16 protein-coding genes are annotated in these 15729 nt (G+C 61.9%); 2 read left to right on the top strand and 14 right to left on the bottom strand.

Going from position 1 to position 15729, the window contains the following annotated elements; genetic code table 11:
- Positions 1 to 187 precede the first annotated feature (187 nt).
- On the bottom strand, positions 188 to 2383 hold the full coding sequence (locus BLS51_RS06670) for a CHASE2 domain-containing protein (protein WP_090180489.1): 2196 nt from the start codon (positions 2381 to 2383) through the stop codon (positions 188 to 190).
- A 49-nt stretch (positions 2384 to 2432) separates the two neighbouring features.
- Positions 2433 to 4064: an HD family phosphohydrolase gene (locus BLS51_RS06675; RefSeq protein WP_090176226.1), complete on the bottom strand. Its 1632-nt coding sequence runs from the start codon at positions 4062 to 4064 to the stop codon at positions 2433 to 2435.
- Between the two features lie 226 nt (positions 4065 to 4290).
- On the opposite strand from BLS51_RS06675, the gene BLS51_RS06680 reads away from it, so the two are divergent.
- Positions 4291 to 5184 carry an MBL fold metallo-hydrolase gene (locus BLS51_RS06680; protein WP_090176223.1) on the top strand — a complete coding sequence of 298 codons (894 nt, stop codon included), beginning with the start codon at positions 4291 to 4293 and terminating at the stop codon, positions 5182 to 5184.
- A gap of 112 nt (positions 5185 to 5296) precedes the next feature.
- Here BLS51_RS06680 and BLS51_RS06685 read toward each other — a convergent pair whose 3' ends face one another.
- From BLS51_RS06685 to rpsF, 12 genes are all read right to left on the bottom strand, one after another.
- The gene (locus tag BLS51_RS06685; RefSeq protein WP_090176218.1) at positions 5297 to 5845 is read right to left on the bottom strand and encodes a hypothetical protein; all 549 of its coding nucleotides are present in this window, start codon (positions 5843 to 5845) and stop codon (positions 5297 to 5299) included.
- Between the two features lie 70 nt (positions 5846 to 5915).
- The gene (locus tag BLS51_RS06690; RefSeq protein ID WP_090176214.1) at positions 5916 to 6377 is read right to left on the bottom strand and encodes a GNAT family N-acetyltransferase; all 462 of its coding nucleotides are present in this window, start codon (positions 6375 to 6377) and stop codon (positions 5916 to 5918) included.
- Positions 6378 to 6385: 8 nt separating this feature from the next.
- Positions 6386 to 7237, bottom strand: a complete 852-nt coding sequence (locus BLS51_RS06695; RefSeq protein ID WP_090176210.1) for a metallophosphoesterase — start codon at positions 7235 to 7237, stop codon at positions 6386 to 6388.
- Positions 7238 to 7305: 68 nt separating this feature from the next.
- Positions 7306 to 7686: a hypothetical protein gene (locus tag BLS51_RS06700; protein ID WP_090176207.1), complete on the bottom strand. Its 381-nt coding sequence runs from the start codon at positions 7684 to 7686 to the stop codon at positions 7306 to 7308.
- Positions 7683 to 7985 (bottom strand): hypothetical protein, encoded by a 303-nt coding sequence (locus BLS51_RS06705; protein WP_090176205.1) that lies wholly within the window; start codon positions 7983 to 7985, stop codon positions 7683 to 7685. Before BLS51_RS06705 ends, BLS51_RS06700 begins: the two co-directional genes overlap by 4 nt.
- Before the next feature lie 133 nt (positions 7986 to 8118).
- Positions 8119 to 9132 (bottom strand): inorganic phosphate transporter, encoded by a 1014-nt coding sequence (locus BLS51_RS06710; RefSeq protein WP_090176202.1) that lies wholly within the window; start codon positions 9130 to 9132, stop codon positions 8119 to 8121.
- A 20-nt stretch (positions 9133 to 9152) separates the two neighbouring features.
- A complete protein-coding gene (locus BLS51_RS06715) occupies positions 9153 to 9779 on the bottom strand; it encodes a DUF47 domain-containing protein (protein WP_090176199.1) in 627 nt (208 codons plus the stop codon).
- Positions 9780 to 9842: 63 nt separating this feature from the next.
- Positions 9843 to 11228, bottom strand: a complete 1386-nt coding sequence (locus BLS51_RS06720) for a replicative DNA helicase (protein ID WP_090176197.1) — start codon at positions 11226 to 11228, stop codon at positions 9843 to 9845.
- A gap of 119 nt (positions 11229 to 11347) precedes the next feature.
- The gene (gene rplI, locus BLS51_RS06725; protein WP_090176195.1) at positions 11348 to 11800 is read right to left on the bottom strand and encodes a 50S ribosomal protein L9; all 453 of its coding nucleotides are present in this window, start codon (positions 11798 to 11800) and stop codon (positions 11348 to 11350) included.
- A 27-nt stretch (positions 11801 to 11827) separates the two neighbouring features.
- Entirely contained in the window at positions 11828 to 12118 is a 291-nt protein-coding gene (gene rpsR, locus BLS51_RS06730) for a 30S ribosomal protein S18 (RefSeq protein ID WP_090176193.1), read from the bottom strand.
- A 15-nt stretch (positions 12119 to 12133) separates the two neighbouring features.
- The gene (gene priB, locus BLS51_RS06735) at positions 12134 to 12439 is read right to left on the bottom strand and encodes a primosomal replication protein N (RefSeq protein ID WP_090176191.1); all 306 of its coding nucleotides are present in this window, start codon (positions 12437 to 12439) and stop codon (positions 12134 to 12136) included.
- 21 nt (positions 12440 to 12460) lie between these two features.
- On the bottom strand, positions 12461 to 12847 hold the full coding sequence (gene rpsF, locus BLS51_RS06740; protein ID WP_090176189.1) for a 30S ribosomal protein S6: 387 nt from the start codon (positions 12845 to 12847) through the stop codon (positions 12461 to 12463).
- Between the two features lie 229 nt (positions 12848 to 13076).
- On the opposite strand from rpsF, the gene BLS51_RS06745 reads away from it, so the two are divergent.
- A complete protein-coding gene (locus tag BLS51_RS06745; RefSeq protein ID WP_217636393.1) occupies positions 13077 to 15725 on the top strand; it encodes a DUF5695 domain-containing protein in 2649 nt (882 codons plus the stop codon).
- The last annotated feature ends 4 nt before the right edge of the window (positions 15726 to 15729 follow it).

A 15729-nucleotide genomic window follows, 5' to 3' on the forward strand; every position in this document is an offset into this window, starting at 1 on the left:
TTTTCTTATGACGAAGACTCGATCTTGTTTGCTATTCCGCAATAATATCTGCCGATGCTAGCATAGCAACACCCGCCTGCGGGAGCTTCCTTTCGCATCCGGCTGAAGTGTTGGATTTCTGTCTGGACTTAGTTGCAATAGTGCTTGTGGCGTTTCCTATCGTTACGCTCGGGCCGAGAATTTTTCGCTATTTTGTTTCAAATGTGGTCACACCATCCCAGTCCGCGCCAGGCGGGTGCTGGCGATAGTGGGCAATCCGCTCGACATACAGCTGATACAGGCCGCGCTGCGGCGACAGCGCCTGCAACTCGGCAAGCAAGTTTTCCGCCGTCTCCCATTGCTGGGCGCGCACGGCGGCCAGCGTCTCGTGCCAGCGCGCCAGTTCGCGCTGGGTGGCCTCGTCAACCTCGGTTGCCAGCGCCACCGGCTCGAAGATCGCCACCGGCTCGTTCTTACCCTTGACCCGCACCAGGTCCAGCTCACGGTAACTGAATTCCGCTGCTGCCGCGCGGGTGGTATCGCCCACCGCGATACCGACGCCATAGACCTTGGTAATACCCTCCAGCCGCGAACCGAGGTTGACCGCGTCGCCCATCACCGTGTAGGCGCGGCGGATGTTCGAGCCCATGTCGCCCACGTGCATCAGGCCGGAGTTGAGGCCGATGCCTATTTTCAGTGCCGGCCAGCCGCGCGCGATGAAGTCCTCGTTGAGCCGTTGGGCGCTTTGCTGCATCAGCAGCGAGGTGGCAACGCCACGGCTGGCGTGATCGTCAAAATGCACCGGCGCGCCCCAGAAGGCCATCACCGCGTCGCCGATGTATTTGTCCAGCGTGCCCTGGTGGGCGCTGCGGATGTCTTCCGACATCGCCGTCAGGTACAGGTTGATGTATTCGCGCAGCTGCTTCGGCGTCAGCCCTTCGGAGATGGTGGTGAAGCCGCGCACGTCGACAAACATCACGGTCAGCTCGCGGCTTTCGCCGTCCATATTGTACTGTTCGGGATTTTCGGACATCTGCGCCACCAGCTCCGGCGCCACGTATTCGCCGAAGCGCGATACCAGCCCGCGGTTACGGCGCACCTCGAAGAAATAGCCCCAGGCGACATTGAACACGAACACGGCAGCAATCAGCACCAGCGTCATCGCCATCTTCAGCACCCAGTCCATCTCACTGTAGGCCCAGTAATTGAAGCCGAACACAGCGCCGGCCACTGCCACCGCCAGCAGCATCGACGGCAGCGGCGACAGCACCGCCAGCGCGATCGCCAGCACGCCGCCGGCCAGCAGCACCTGGACGCCCTCGATGCCGTCCGCGTAATCCGGCCGCACCTTGAAGCGCTCGTCGAGGATGGACTTGATCATATTGGCGTGCACTTCCACACCGGGATATTCGTTGTTGACCGGCGTCGGCCGCAAGTCCAGCAGACCCGGCGCGGTGGTACCGACCAGGATGATGTGGTCGGCCAGCACCTCCTTCGGCACGCGGCCGGCCAGCACGTCGGCCGCCGACACATACGGGAAGGCACCGCCCTTGGGCCCGCCGCTGCCGCGATACTCGATCAGCGCGGTCAGGTTTTCACCAACCGGGATGCGCAGCGGCACTTTCTCCTGGCCGACAAACATCAGCAATTCTTCCAGGCCGCCGTAAGCGCGCTCGCTGGCCGACAACTGGTCGACCGTCTTGCTGAAGGCCGGCGTGATGGCGCGCGCCTGCAAGGCCACCGCCGCCGTCGCCAGCGACAGCGTCGGATAGAAACCATCGCCAATGCGCATCACCAGCGCCGAATGGCGCAGGATGCCGTCCGGATCCGGCGTGGCGGTGAAGATGCCGCCGGTGGCCGCAGCCGATTGCAGCCGCTCCAGGTTGGCCAGGTAGCCGCGCGAAGTGATCGCCGGCACCGTGCGGCCGTTCAGCGTCTCGCTGGTGAAAAAGGGATCGGGCAACTGGCCCTTGCGCTGGTTGTCGGCAATGTTATAGCCCAGCACCACCGGCTGGTCCTGCAGCGCCTTGGCCAGCAGACCATCGTAATCCATCGCCTCCTTCAGCGTGTCGACGCGCGCGCGGAAGCCGTTGACGTCTTTCATCTCGTGCCGCGCCAGGCCGTCCAGCACCTCGTAGCCGGAGGTGTTGTCGGCCTCGGGGAACACAATGTCGAAGCCGGCCGCCGCCACGCCGTAGTGGTCGGTCAGCTGGCTGACCAGTTGCGCGACGATCTTGCGGTTCCACGGAAAATGGCCGACTTCAGCGATGCTTTTTTCATCGATGTCGACGATGACGATCTTCGGATCGAACACCGGCTTCACCAGCCGCATGCGCAGGTCGGCAAAGAAAGTGTCCATGCGTTCGATCGCATCGATGCGCACCTGTCCCGCCACCTGCAGCATGGCGATGGCGGTCAGCAGCAGGCCCAGTGCCCAGCGCAGGCCGTATTTTTTAAGCGCCCTGATCCGCACGGTAGCCCGGGATCTTCGATACGTCGATGACGTCGATCTGTTTCTCGTCCATATTCTTGTGGGCGAACTCCAGATAGATCTTATTGCGGATGAAGATGTCGAACAGGTCCGGATCGATATGGCCGTTCTGCGCGAAGTTGCCGAGGATGCGCAAAGACTCCGACAGCATCTTGCCCTTCTTGTACGGGCGGTCCTTGGCGGTCAGCGCCTCGAAGATGTCGGCGATCGCCATCACCCGCGCCTGCACCGACATCTGCTCCTTGGTCAGGCCGCGTGGATAGCCCTTGCCGTCCATGCGTTCATGGTGGCCACCGGCGTATTCCGGCACGTTCTTCAGGTGCTTGGGCCATGGCAGCGCCTCCAGCATCTTGATGGTCATCACGATGTGGTTGTTGATTTCCTTGCGCTCGCTCTCGGTCAGCGTGCCGAACTTGATGGTCAGGTTGGTCAGTTCGTCGTCGTCGAAGAAATCGCGCTCGGCGCCGTCCGGCCCGATCCAGCGGCGCTTGCCGATCTGCCGCACGCGCTCCTGGTCCTCCTGCTTCATGCCCTCGCCGCCAACGTTGGCGTAGCGGATGAAGTCGCGCTCCTCGCGCAGCGTGGCTTGTTGCTGTACCAGTTCGGCGTCGATCGCGGCGACGTCGGCGCCGGCTTCCAGCTTGCGTTTCAGTGCGGCGATTTCAGCATCGCGCAGCAGCACCTCAAAACGCGTGTCGACCATGGCGACGCGGTCGAAGATGGTTTCCAGCTTGGTCGCCTTGTCGACCACGTGCACCGGCGTGGTGATCTTGCCGCAGTCGTGCAGCAGGCCGGCCAGCCACAGCTCCTTGCGGTCGGCGTCGGTCATGCGAAAATCCGCCAGCGGGCCGCTGTCGGTGTTGTGCACCGCCTCGGCCAGCATCATGGTCAGCTCAGGCACGAACTGGCAGTGGCGGCCGGTGTACGGCGACTTTTCATCGATGCCGATGTTGATCAGGTTGACCAGCGATTCCAGCAGTTCTTCCAGCTGGGCGATCAGGCGCTGGTGCGTCAGCGCCACCGCCGCCTGGGCCGCCAGCGCTTCGATGAAACGCTGGTCGGTCTGGGTGAAGGCGCGGATCTCGCCGGTGTCGGCGTCCTTGGAGTTAATCAGTTGCAGCACACCCACCAGTTTGCCCTCGTGGTCGCTCATCGGCACTGTCAGGAAGGACTGCGAATGGTAGTTGCGCAGCTGGTCGAACTTGACCATGCCGGAGAAGTTGAACACGTCGGCCTTGTACACATCTTCGATATTCACCGACAGGCCGAAGTGGGCGGCATAGGCAGCCACGGCCGACAGGTTCTTCTCGCCGTCGGCGTTGTACAGCGGCACGCTGCCGGCCGTCACCGGCACACCGCTGGAACCACCCTGGTGGGTGTTCAGCGTATCGTTGAGGAGGATGTGGAAATTCAGTTGCCGCTTGTCGTCGCTGGGACGGTACAGCGTGCCGCCATCGGCATTGGTCATGCGCTTGGCGAGCACCAGGATGCGCTCAAGCAAAGAGTCGGTCTCATGCGTACTGCCCAGCTGAACGCTCAGTTCGGTCAGCTGGTACAGCCGTTCAGCAATCTGCGTTTGATTCAACTCTTGCATGGTTGTTTTTTCAATACCTGCTCAGGACAAGGCGCGTGTTCCCCCTACGCATGGACGTAGTTGTATAAGTGTAGCTTTAGTGCAAGCTGTTGTACATCCAGAAATTGGCGATGCAACACTTTTGACTCGGCTTTTTCCCTGTGTCTGGCAAAAAAAGCTATCATCGGTCGCAGGCAACGCGGCAATACAACATAGCAATAATAAAAAGCACACCAGGGATCAGCGTATGAAATTCAAATTTTGGGGAGTCCGCGGTTCCATCCCTTCACCCGGCCCGCGCACTGCGCGCTATGGCGGAAACACCACCTGCATCGAAGTGCGCTCCAATAACGACACCCTGATCGTTATCGATGGCGGCACCGGCCTGTTCTCGCTGGCGCAATCGCTGATACAGAACAAGACCAAACCTATCCACGCAAACATCTTTATTACCCACAGTCACTGGGATCACATCCATGGCCTGCCGTTCTTCACGCCGCTGTTCATACGCGACAGCCGCGTGCGCCTGCATGGCGTGACCGATCCCGCCACCGGCAACGGCATCGAGCATGTGATGGGCGTGCAACTGCAAAACAGCTACTTCCCGGTCAGCGAAACGCAGATGGACGCCACCATCGAATACCAGACGCTGGAGGTCGGCCAGCCGATCAGCGTCGGCGACGCCACCGTCAGCAATGTGGTGATGAATCACCCGGTGATCGACCTCGGCTACCGCGTCGACTGCAATGGCCGTTCGCTGTTCTTCACCGGCGACCACGAACCGCACTACAACATCCACCCGCCCGGCCATCCGGAGCATGCCGTCTACGAAACCTGGATGACCGAGCGCAGCGCCGCCATCGACGCCACCGTGCGCGGCGTCGACGCGCTGATCGTCGACTGCTCGTACACGCGCGAAGAGTACCCGGCCAAGCGGGGCTGGGGCCACGGCACCTTCGACTCGGCCCTGGCGCTGGCGCTGCGCACCGGCGCCAAGGCGCTGTACTGTACCCATCACGAACCAACCCGCAGCGACGACGAACTGGAAGCCGTGTTCGCTGATGTCATGGAGCGCCATGCGCCGCTGTTGGGCGATTTACAGGTCTTCCTGGCTTACGAAGGCATGGAAGTGCAGTTGTGACCTAGTCCCGCTCGGCGCTGGTGGCGCGCGTAATCTGCGCAGGAGGGCAGCTCACGCCGCTTTGCGCGGTCGGCTGCGAGGAGTGCAACAAGGGCTAAAAGGGCTACAAGGGCTATAGGGCCGTGAAAATGGACGGCATCGAAAAAGTCCTCTTCGGGATCACCGACATCAAGATGGTGCGCGCGGTCTGCATCAAATAGCGCGGCTTGCTGCGGCGGTCGGCCAAGGCGCGCAGGCGTGCCAGTCCGGCCTTGACGTTAAACGAGCGGCCGGCCAGCATGGCGCTGACCAGCTGCGTGGCCATCGCCAGCGCCGGCGCGGCGGCAGCTTGTGCGTTGTACGGCAGCACCAGGCGATAGCGGCCCGGCATGCGCGGCACCACGCCGACAAAGCCGACCGTCACTTCATTCAGCGCCAGACGGCGCAGTTCGATCGCGGTTTGCTGCACCAGCTCGACCAGCGCTGGTACGGATTCAGCGTCGGCGCGCTTGCCGACCAGGCCGCGCAGGCGGCGCAGGCCTGGCAAAGCGGCGTACAGACGCTCTTGCGCTTGCGCGGTTTGCTCGGGTTCAACAGGGTCCAGCTCCAGGATGCTGAGCAGGCAGGGTTGGGTGGAATAGCGGTTGTCGCTATCCAGATAGCGTTGGTCTACGATTTTCATGGACGTTATTCTGCCCTGCCACGCTTCAGCACGGTAGCAGCGCTTGCCGCAACGCCTTGTAAGACGATCCTTACAGCTGTTTCTCGAAACAAACTGCCAGCGGGTTGCCGATATATTTGCCGTAGTTGGCGATGCGCGTGTAGCCGTGCGCTTCGTAGAAGTCGACCGCGCGGCGGTTGACCAGCCGCGTCTCCAGCCACAGCGCCTGATAACCTGATGCTGCCGCCTCTGTTTCCAGGAAACGCAGCACGGCGCTGCCGACGCCAGCGGTGCCATGGCGCGCATACATGCGCTTGATCTCGGCGACACCCGGCTGCAGCGGCCTCAAGGCGCCACAGCCGATCGCGCTGCCGCTGTCGTCGCGCGCCACCACGAAGCAGGCGGCGGGGCCGATCACGTCGGCCGCGTCGAACGAAGCCTTGCCGCTGTCGCCAGTGATGGCTTCCAGAGCGTTCGACAATTCCTCCATCAGCCGCATCGAATCGGCTGCGGCGGGATCTTCTTTGCGCAGTTGCAGGGTCGAAGTGTTCATGCGGCTTATTATTGCACAGTGCAGATCACCAGCTCCGGATCAGCATTGATGCGCACCGGGATGCCGCCACAGCCGATACCGCGCGTCACGATCAGGTCGCCATTGCCCTGTACCGGGAAGCGGCCGTAATAGTAGGGACGCGACAGCGGTCCTTGCGGCATGATGATCGGCGTGCCGTCCGGCAGCGCGATCTGGCCGCCGTGCGTGTGGCCGGCGAAGCCGATGTCGTAGCGCTGTCCGCGCAGCTTCAGCAGACCATCCGGCGCGTGCATCAGCAGCAGCCGCACGGCGCCGGCGCCGTCGAAAGTGGCGGCGGCGTCAGGGGCGCCGGTCCACGGATCGTCCATGCCGCAGATCGATACCTCGCTGAACGGCGCCGCCAGCGTGATGCTGCGGTTGACCAGCATCCGCACGCCGGCACGCTCGAACAGATCGGCAATCAGCGCGTCATCGGTGGACAGGTCATGATTGCCGAACACGGCAAACTTGCCCAGCGGCGGATGACAATGCGCCAGGCGTGCGCTCAATACCTCGGCATGCGTGGCCGGCCCGGTGATGTAATCGCCGCCCAGCAGCAGCACGTCGGGCTGCTCGCTGGCGATGCGCGCGAACAGGTCGTCGAAGATGGCCGCATGGGTGGTGCGGCCGGCGTGGAAATCGGACGCAAAGGCGATCTTCAGCGGCTGCGCCAGGCGCCGCTCCGACGGCAGCGTCAGCGTATGGCGCGTGACGCCCAGCTTGCCGTGCAGGCCGATGCGGTAACTTAGGGCCGACAGTCTGCCGCCCAGCATGGCCGCGCCGAGCAGTGTCTCGATGAAATGCTGGCGGCGTGTATAGCGCTTGTTACGCGGGGAGGACATGGCGGCAATCCGGCAAGGCAAACCCGGCATGATAACCGAACTGAAGCCGCCCCGGCGGCCGTCAACGATTAAAGTGGTGCGTCCACCAGCAGTTGCGGGCGCAAGGCGCGGATGCGCATTTCGGTGAAATAACCGCCGGCTTCGTTATAGCGCAGATAGTGGCGGCTGCATTTGACGCAACGCGCCAGCTGGCAGCGGTTGTACGGATAGTAACGCGGCGCGATCGGCGCCTGCTCACTCTCATAGCGCGTGCCGGCCGGATGGTACTCGGCAAAGGCCGGCTCATCGTATGGATCCTCGACCAGCGAGTCCACCTCTTCGAACTGTTCCAGTTCCAGCGTCAAAGGCAGCTGCTGCCATGCCAGCAGCGCCGCGTCGTGGCAACTGCAAGCCACCGTCACCGCTGCTGAAGCCTCGGCCAATTTTTTAAGATGCGCAAAATCGATCATTGTGTATCCTGCTGTGTTACAAAACCTATCGCTCGCCGCGCCGACGCCTGCGGCACAGCGGTCAGTTGACGGATAGCCTCAATAATCTGCGCTAACTGCAGGGCGAAAGACTCGTGCCGTGCAGACAACTGCGCAGTCGTCGCCTCCAGGTCAGCCAGCTTGTCCGCCAGTTCCTGGTGGCTTGCCAACAATCCTCTTAGCTGCACGAAAGCACGCACCACATACACCGAGACCTCTGCGGCTCTCGGTGACCTCAGCACCGTCGCAGCCATAATCGCACCGTGCTCCGTGAATGCCACGGGTATCTTGCGCTTACCTCCCCAACTTGAAGTCGCAAAATGCGACTTCAAGATACCAAGCTCACTCCAATTGCCGGGTCAGCCATTTGCGAAATGTCAGTCGAAACAAAAAAGGGAGCCGAGGCTCCCTTTGTTACATGATGTGGTGGCCGATCCACCAGGCGATCGCGGCAACGAAGGCCGAGGCCGGAATCGTGAAGATCCAGGCCCAGACGATGTTGCCCGCCACGCCCCAGCGCACCGCCGACATTTTCTGTGCCGAACCGACACCGACAATCGCGCCGGTGATGGTGTGCGTGGTCGATACCGGCACGCCCAGCGCAGTCGCGGTGAACAGCGTGATGGCGCCGCCGGTCTCGGCGCAGAAGCCGCCCACCGGTTTCAGCTTGGTGATCTTCTGGCCCATGGTCTTGACGATGCGCCAGCCGCCAAACAGCGTGCCGAACGAAATCGCCGTGTAGCACGAGACGATCACCCACAGTGGCGGTTCTGCTTCGCCAGCGGTCGAATAACCGGCGGCGATCAGCAGCATCCAGATGATGCCGATGGTCTTCTGCGCGTCATTGCCGCCGTGTCCCAGGCTGTACGAAGCAGCCGAGAACAGTTGCAGGCGGCGGAACCATTTGTCGACCCGGCGCGGCGTCGAGCGGACAAAGACCCACGACACCAGCAGCATCATGATCGAGCCGAACACAAAGCCCAGCAGCGGCGACAGCACGATGAACAGCACGGTCTTGATCAGGCCGGCCGAGATCAGCGCGCCGGTGCCGCTCTTGGCGACGGCCGCGCCCACCAGGCCGCCGATCAGCGCGTGCGACGACGACGATGGAATGCCGTAGTACCAGGTGAACACGTTCCAGACGATGGCGCCCACCAGCGCGCCAAAGATCACATACTGGTCGACCACGCCCGGGTCGATGGTGCCCTTGCCCACCGTGGCGGCCACGGTCAGCTGGTGGAACACGAAGATGGCGACAAAGTTGAACACCGCCGCCATGGCAACAGCGGTCTGCGGCTTCAGCACGCCGGTCGACACCACGGTGGCGATCGCATTGGCGGCGTCATGGAAGCCGTTCATGAAGTCAAATATCAGTGCCAGCGCGATCAGGCCCGCCAGCACGTAGATACTGATTTGTAGGGTTTGCATGTCAGGTCAGTCTTCTGTAATCAAGCGTTTTCGACGATGATGCCTTCGATGATGTTGGCCACATCTTCGCAACGGTCGGTCACAGTTTCCAGGATTTCGTAGATGGCTTTCATCTTGATCAGGTTGCGCACGTCCGGTTCATCGCGGAACAGCTTGGACATGGCGGCGCGCATCACGTGATCGGCGTCCGATTCCAGGCGGTCGATCTCTTCGCAGACTGCGACGATCTGGCGCGAATTGTCCATATTGTGCAGCATGCCGACTGCTTCCTTGACTTTCTCGGCGCAGGCCAGCACCAGCTCGGCCAGGCGCTTGGCTTCCGGTGTCACCGAATGCAGGTCGTACAGCGACACGGTTTGCGCAGCGTCTTCCAGCAGGTCGAGGATGTCGTCCTGGCGCGTGATCAGCTTGTGGATGTCATCGCGGTCGATCGGCGTGATGAAGGTTTTGTGCAGCAGGTCGACCGTCTGGTAAGTGATCTTGTCAGCCTGCTTCTCGATGCTCTCGATCGCGTGCACGCGATTTTCCAGGTCATCGAAATTCGACATCAGGCCCACCATCTCTTTTGCGCCTTTGACACACAGCTCAGCGTGCTGATTGAACAGGTCAAAGAATTTGCCCTCGGTGGGCATCAAACGTCCAAACATATTTTTCTCCGTTTTATTACTACTGCAGATCGCCAGCCAGCTTGTGCCTGACCGGCGTTAGGATTAGTCGCCCTGGTAAACACCCAAACTACCAGAGTAATTGCCAAACTTGGTATACGCGCCGATCCAGGTCAGGCGCACCGCGCCGATTGGACCGTTACGCTGTTTACCGATAATGATTTCAGCGGTGCCCTTGTCCGGCGAGTCGGCGTTGTACACCTCGTCGCGATACAGGAAGATGATGACGTCCGCATCCTGCTCGATCGCGCCGGATTCGCGCAGGTCGGACATGACGGGACGTTTATTGGGGCGTTGCTCCAGCGAGCGGTTCAGCTGCGACAGCGCGATCACCGGGCAGCCCAGCTCCTTGGCCAGGCCTTTCAGCGAACGCGAGATCTCGGAGATCTCGGCGGCGCGGTTGTCACCGGCCTTGGAACCCTGCATCAGCTGCAGGTAGTCGACGATAATCAGGCCCAGCTTGCCGCACTGGCGCGCCAGGCGGCGTGCGCGGGCGCGCATCTCGATCGGATTCAGCGCCGGGGTTTCATCGATGAACACCTGGGCGTCGTTCATCTTCTGGATGGCGTGCGTCAGGCGCGGCCAGTCCTCGTCGTTCAGGCGGCCGGTACGCAGACGGTGCTGGTCCAGCTGGCCGACCGAGCCCAGCATACGCATCGCCAGCTGTGCGCCGCCCATCTCCATCGAGAAGATCGCCACCGGCAAACCGGCTTCGATCGCAACGTTTTCGCCGATGTTGACCGAAAATGCGGTTTTACCCATCGACGGACGGCCGGCCACGATGACCAGGTCGCCGCCCTGCAGGCCGGAAGTCATGCGGTCCAGATCGATGAAGCCGGTCGGCACGCCGGTGATTTCCGACTGGTTTTCGCGCGAGTACAGCTCATCGATACGCTCGACCACCTGGGTCAGCAGCGGCTGCACCGCCAGCCAGCCGGCGGCGCCACGCGCGCCCTGCTCGGCAATGGCGAAGATGCGCGATTCGGCCTCGTCGAGGATTTCCTTGGTTTCCTTGCCTTGCGGGCTGAACGCCTGGCCGGAAATGTCGTCCGCCACGGTGATCAGCTGGCGCAGCACCGAGCGGTCGCGGACGATCTCCGCGTAGCGGCGGATATTCGCGGCGGACGGCGTGTTCTGCGCCATCGCGTTCAGGTAGGTCAGGCCACCGACGTCATCGGCCTTGCCCAGCTGGGTCAGGTTCTCGAAGACGGTGATGACGTCGGCCGGCTTGGACGCGTTAATCATGCGCACGATCTGTTCGAAGATGATGCGGTGGTCGTAGCGGTAGAAGTCTTCCGGCTGCATCATGTCGGCAATACGGTCGAACGACGCGTTATCGCGCAGCAGGCCGCCGATGACGGACTGTTCTGCTTCGATGGAATGCGGCGGGACGCGAAGCGACTCGACTTGCGGATCGGAGGGGGCGTTCATGGCGACGAATTATACCTGCTTGTGCAGTATTACAAAATTATGACGAGAAAAAAGCCGGGGCAAAGCCCGGCTTTTTTAGGGTGTTGCATACCGGACAGGCGTTGCCGCCCGGTCCAGTCTTAGGCAGCTTCGCCTACGACAGCAACGGTCACTTCTGCGATCACGTCGGTGTGCAGCGCAACGCTGACTGGGAACTCGCCGGTGGTCTTCAGTGGACCGGTAGGCAGGCGCACAGCAGCTTTTTCAACAGCGAAACCTGCTTTGGTCAGGGCTTCAGCGATGTCGAAGTTGGTGACCGAGCCGAACAGACGGCCGTCAACGCCAGCTTTTTGCGAAACGGTCACGGTCATGCCGTTCAGTTTCTCGCCTTGGGCTTGGGCAGCAGCCAGTTTGGCGGCAGCAGCTTTTTCCAGTTCAGCGCGCTTGGCTTCGAATTCCGCGATAGCCGACGTGGTAGCACGACGGGCCATTTTTTGCGGGATCAGGAAGTTACGTGCGTAGCCGTCTTTAACTTTAACGACTTCACCCAGGTTGCCCAGATTGACAACTTTTTCCAACAGAATGATTTGCATAGTTCTTCTCCAGTTACTCTGCCGCGATTAAGCGTTGTGCAGATCGGTGTACGGCAGCAGGGCCAGATAGCGAGCGCGCTTGATGGCGGTGTCAACTTGGCGCTGGTAGTGCGCTTTGGTACCGGTCAGACGTGCTGGCATGATTTTGCCGTTTTCCTGGACGAAGTCTTTCAGGGTGTCTACGTCTTTGTAGTCTACTTGCTCAACGCCAGCGGCGGTGAAGCGGCAGAACTTCTTGCGCTTGAACAGTGGGTTTTGTTGCTTGCGCTTTTCTTTCAGCTTGAGCTTGTTTTTGTCGAACTTTTTACCGAATGCCATTTTAGGCTCCTGTATTTAAATTGCGCTGTCTGCGACAGCACTAAAATCAATGATGTGAAACACCAGGCTTTTGCTATTGCGGCTTTTCTTGTTGAGAAAACCGGTGAACTGGTACAGCCCTGCCAGCGGCGTCTGACTGAAGCGGCCTGAAATCTCGCCCGCGGCAAGCGCGGTAATTTCAAACTCGCTCAATCGGACGATGCCCGCCTCCACCTGCTGCGACCGGTGCTGGAGTACAGCATTCACGATCGGCATGCCGGCGGGTGTATAGCGTATTGCATCCCGTTCGGCGATGAGGGCGATGAACTGGAGCTGGTTCAGCGCGGTTCCTTCTCAGAACAATTAAGCAGCGGCTGGAGCAGCAGCGGCTGGAGCTTCGGTGCGATGCGATTTCGCTGCATCTTCGCGTTGTACCGACTTCATCATTGGCGAAGGAGCGGTTTCGGCTTTCTTCAGCTTGACGGTCAGGTGACGCAGAACGGCATCATTGAATTTGAATGCGGTTTCCAGCTCAACCAGGGTTTCGTTGTCGGCTTCGATGTTCAGGCAGATGTAGTGTGCCTTGGCCAGTTTCTGGATTGGGTAAGCCATCTGACGACGGCCCCAGTCTTCAACACGGTGAACGTTGCCGCCACGGGTCGTTACGGTGGTTTTGTAACGTTCGATCATCGCGGGCACTTGCTCGCTCTGGTCCGGGTGGACGATAAATACGATTTCGTAGTGACGCATGTATAACTCCCTTAAGGACTTGTGAAAATAAGCCCACCCTGGCGTCAAGACAGGTGTGGGAAGAGGTAAGCCCGCGACTATAGCAGCTTTTGGGCAAGAACGCCAGCAAAAACCCCGGTGTCAGGTCTGACATTCGCACACGAGCACAGCCTTAATACAGTCGAGGTTGTGTGCGATTGTCAGACCTGACACCGGAGTTACAATGCTTGCACTTCTAACAGGATTGCTTATGAAACTATTCGCTGCCGCCATTGCCGCCCTGATCGCCCTCCCCGCCATTGCCGCCGACAAGGCCTACAGCACGCCGCAGTTGCTGCTGGCCCTGCGCGCCGACACGCAAACGCTGGCCCGGCTGACGCCGATTGCCGACCCAAGCTTCGATTTCGTGCCTGGCACGCGGGCGCAGGAGCGGCGCGGCGACGGCTATGCCCATGTCGGCGACCTGAACCTGCGGCTACGCAGCGGTGACGGTGCCTGGCAGGAATTCTCGTCATCCAAGGCGCGCCAGCCGATCCGCGTGCTGCCGGCCGGCCGCGCACTGGCCGCCGCCGACCTCAGCGCCACCTTCGGCGCCGGCCTGCCGCTGACGGTCGAGCGGCGCTGGCTCAACGATAAAGGGGCGCTGGTGCTGCGCTTCACGCTGATCAATCGCTCGGCCCAGCCGGTTGAAATTGGCGGCCTCGGCATGCCGATGGTGTTTGACAACATCATTACCGACCGCTCGCTGGAGCAGGCCCACGCCAGCGCCAGCTTTGCCGATCCCTACATCGGCCGCGACGCCGGCTACGTGCAGGTCACGCGCCTGAACGGCCAGGGCCCCGCCCTGCTGGTACTGCCGGATGGCCGCACGCCGCTGGAAGCCTGGCGGCCGATCGACGATAACAGCAAGCGCGCACAAACCGCAGAAGGCTTCTACGACTGGACCGTGGCCAGCAAAGCCTACGCCGAAACCGACTGGAAGGACGCTGGAGAACAATGGAACCAGCCAACCAGCCTGACGCTGGCGCCTGGCGAGCGGCGCGACATCGGCGTGCGCTTCGTCACCGCAGCATCGATCCGCGCCATCGAGCCAACGCTGATCAAGCAGCAGCGGCCAGTCGCGGTCGGCATTCCCGGCTACGTCGTGCCGACCGACCTCGACGCCGCGCTGTTCCTGCATGCACCGCACAAGGTGACCAGCATCACCAGCCAGCCGGCCGGCGCGCTCGCCGCGACGCCGATTGCCGCTCCGGCCAGCGCCACCGCCAAGGGCTGGCAGCGCTATGCGGTGCGCACGCAGGGCTGGGGACCGGCACGCCTCAACATCACCTACGCCGATGGCAGCGTGCAGACCGTCAGCTACTTCATCACCAAGCCGCTGGAACAGGCGGTGGCCGATCTTGGCCGCTTCGCCACCACGCAGCAATGGTTTGACGACCACAACGATCCGTTCAAGCGCGCGCCAGCCATCCTCACCTACGACAACGACGCCAAGCGCATCGTCACCGGCGACGCCCGAGTGTGGATTTCCGGCATGAGCGATGAAGGCGGTGGCGGCAGCTGGGTGGCCGCCATCATGAAACAGCTGGACAATCCCGACGCCGCCGAAGTGGCCAAGCTGGAACGCGTGGTCAACGAAACCGTGGTCGGCAAGCTGCAAGTAGCCGATGGCGCGCAAGCCGGCGCCGTGCGCAAAAGCCTGTTCTACTACGACCCGCAAGCCTTCCCGCAGTACTACGATGCCAAGCAGGACTGGAAAACCTGGACCTCGTGGAGCAAGAAGGACGCCGACAACCTCGGCCGCGCCTACAACTACCCGCACGTGGCCATCGGCCACTGGGTGCTCTACCGCCTGGCGCGCAACCATACCGGCCTGGTGATGGCACACGACTGGCGCTGGTATCTGGAACGCGCCTACCAGACTGTCGTGGCGATGGTGCGCGATGCGCCCGAGTACGCGCAGTTCGGCCTGATGGAAGGCGACGTCTTCGTCGACATCCTCAAGGACCTGCAACGCGAAGGCCTGCAGGCCGAAGCCGTCAACATGGAAAAGCTGATGAAGCAGCGCGCCGACCACTGGCGCTCGCTGGCCTTCCCGTTCGGCAGCGAGATGGCGTGGGACTCGACCGGCCAGGCCGAGGTGTACGCGTGGATGCGCCACTTCGGCTACCAGAAGCAGGCTGACATCACGCGCGAAGTGATACTCGGCTACGATCCAACCGTGCCGAGCTGGGGCTACAACGGCAACGCCCGCCGCTACTGGGACTTCCTGTACGGCGGCAAGACGCAGCGCATCGAACGCCAGATCCACCACTACGGCTCGACGCTGAACGCGGTGCCGCTATTTGAAGCCTACCGCGCCAACCCGTCCGACCTGCACCTGCTGCGCGTCGCCTACGGCGGCCTGCTGGGCGGCGTCACCAATATCGACCAACAAGGCTTCTCCTCGGCCGCCTTCCACGCCTGGCCGGACATGATGCGTTGGGACGCCTACAGCGGCGATTACGGCATGGGCTTCTACGGCCACGCCTACGCCAGCGCCACCTATGTGGTCAACGATCCGACCTTCGGCTGGCTGGCCTTCGGCGCCAACCTGCGCGACGACAACGGCAAGCTGCACATCGCGCCGAAGGACAGCGCCCGCACGCGCCTGTTCTACGCGCCAAACAAAACCTGGATCACGCTGGAAGCCGGCAAGATCGCCGGCGCCGAGATCGACACGCGCAGCGGCGCCATCCTCCTGCAACTGGCGCCAGCCACGCCGCACACGCCGCGCGCACGCGTCTTCGTCACGCGCGATGGCAAGCCGCTGCCCACACTGGGCGCACTGGGCGAACGCGGCGGCTACACGGTACCGCTGTCGGCCACGCCGACCGGGCTGACCGTGCGGCCGGATTGAAGCA

This window comes from Duganella sp. OV510 (assembly GCF_900100205.1).
Taxonomy (GTDB): domain Bacteria; phylum Pseudomonadota; class Gammaproteobacteria; order Burkholderiales; family Burkholderiaceae_D; genus Rugamonas.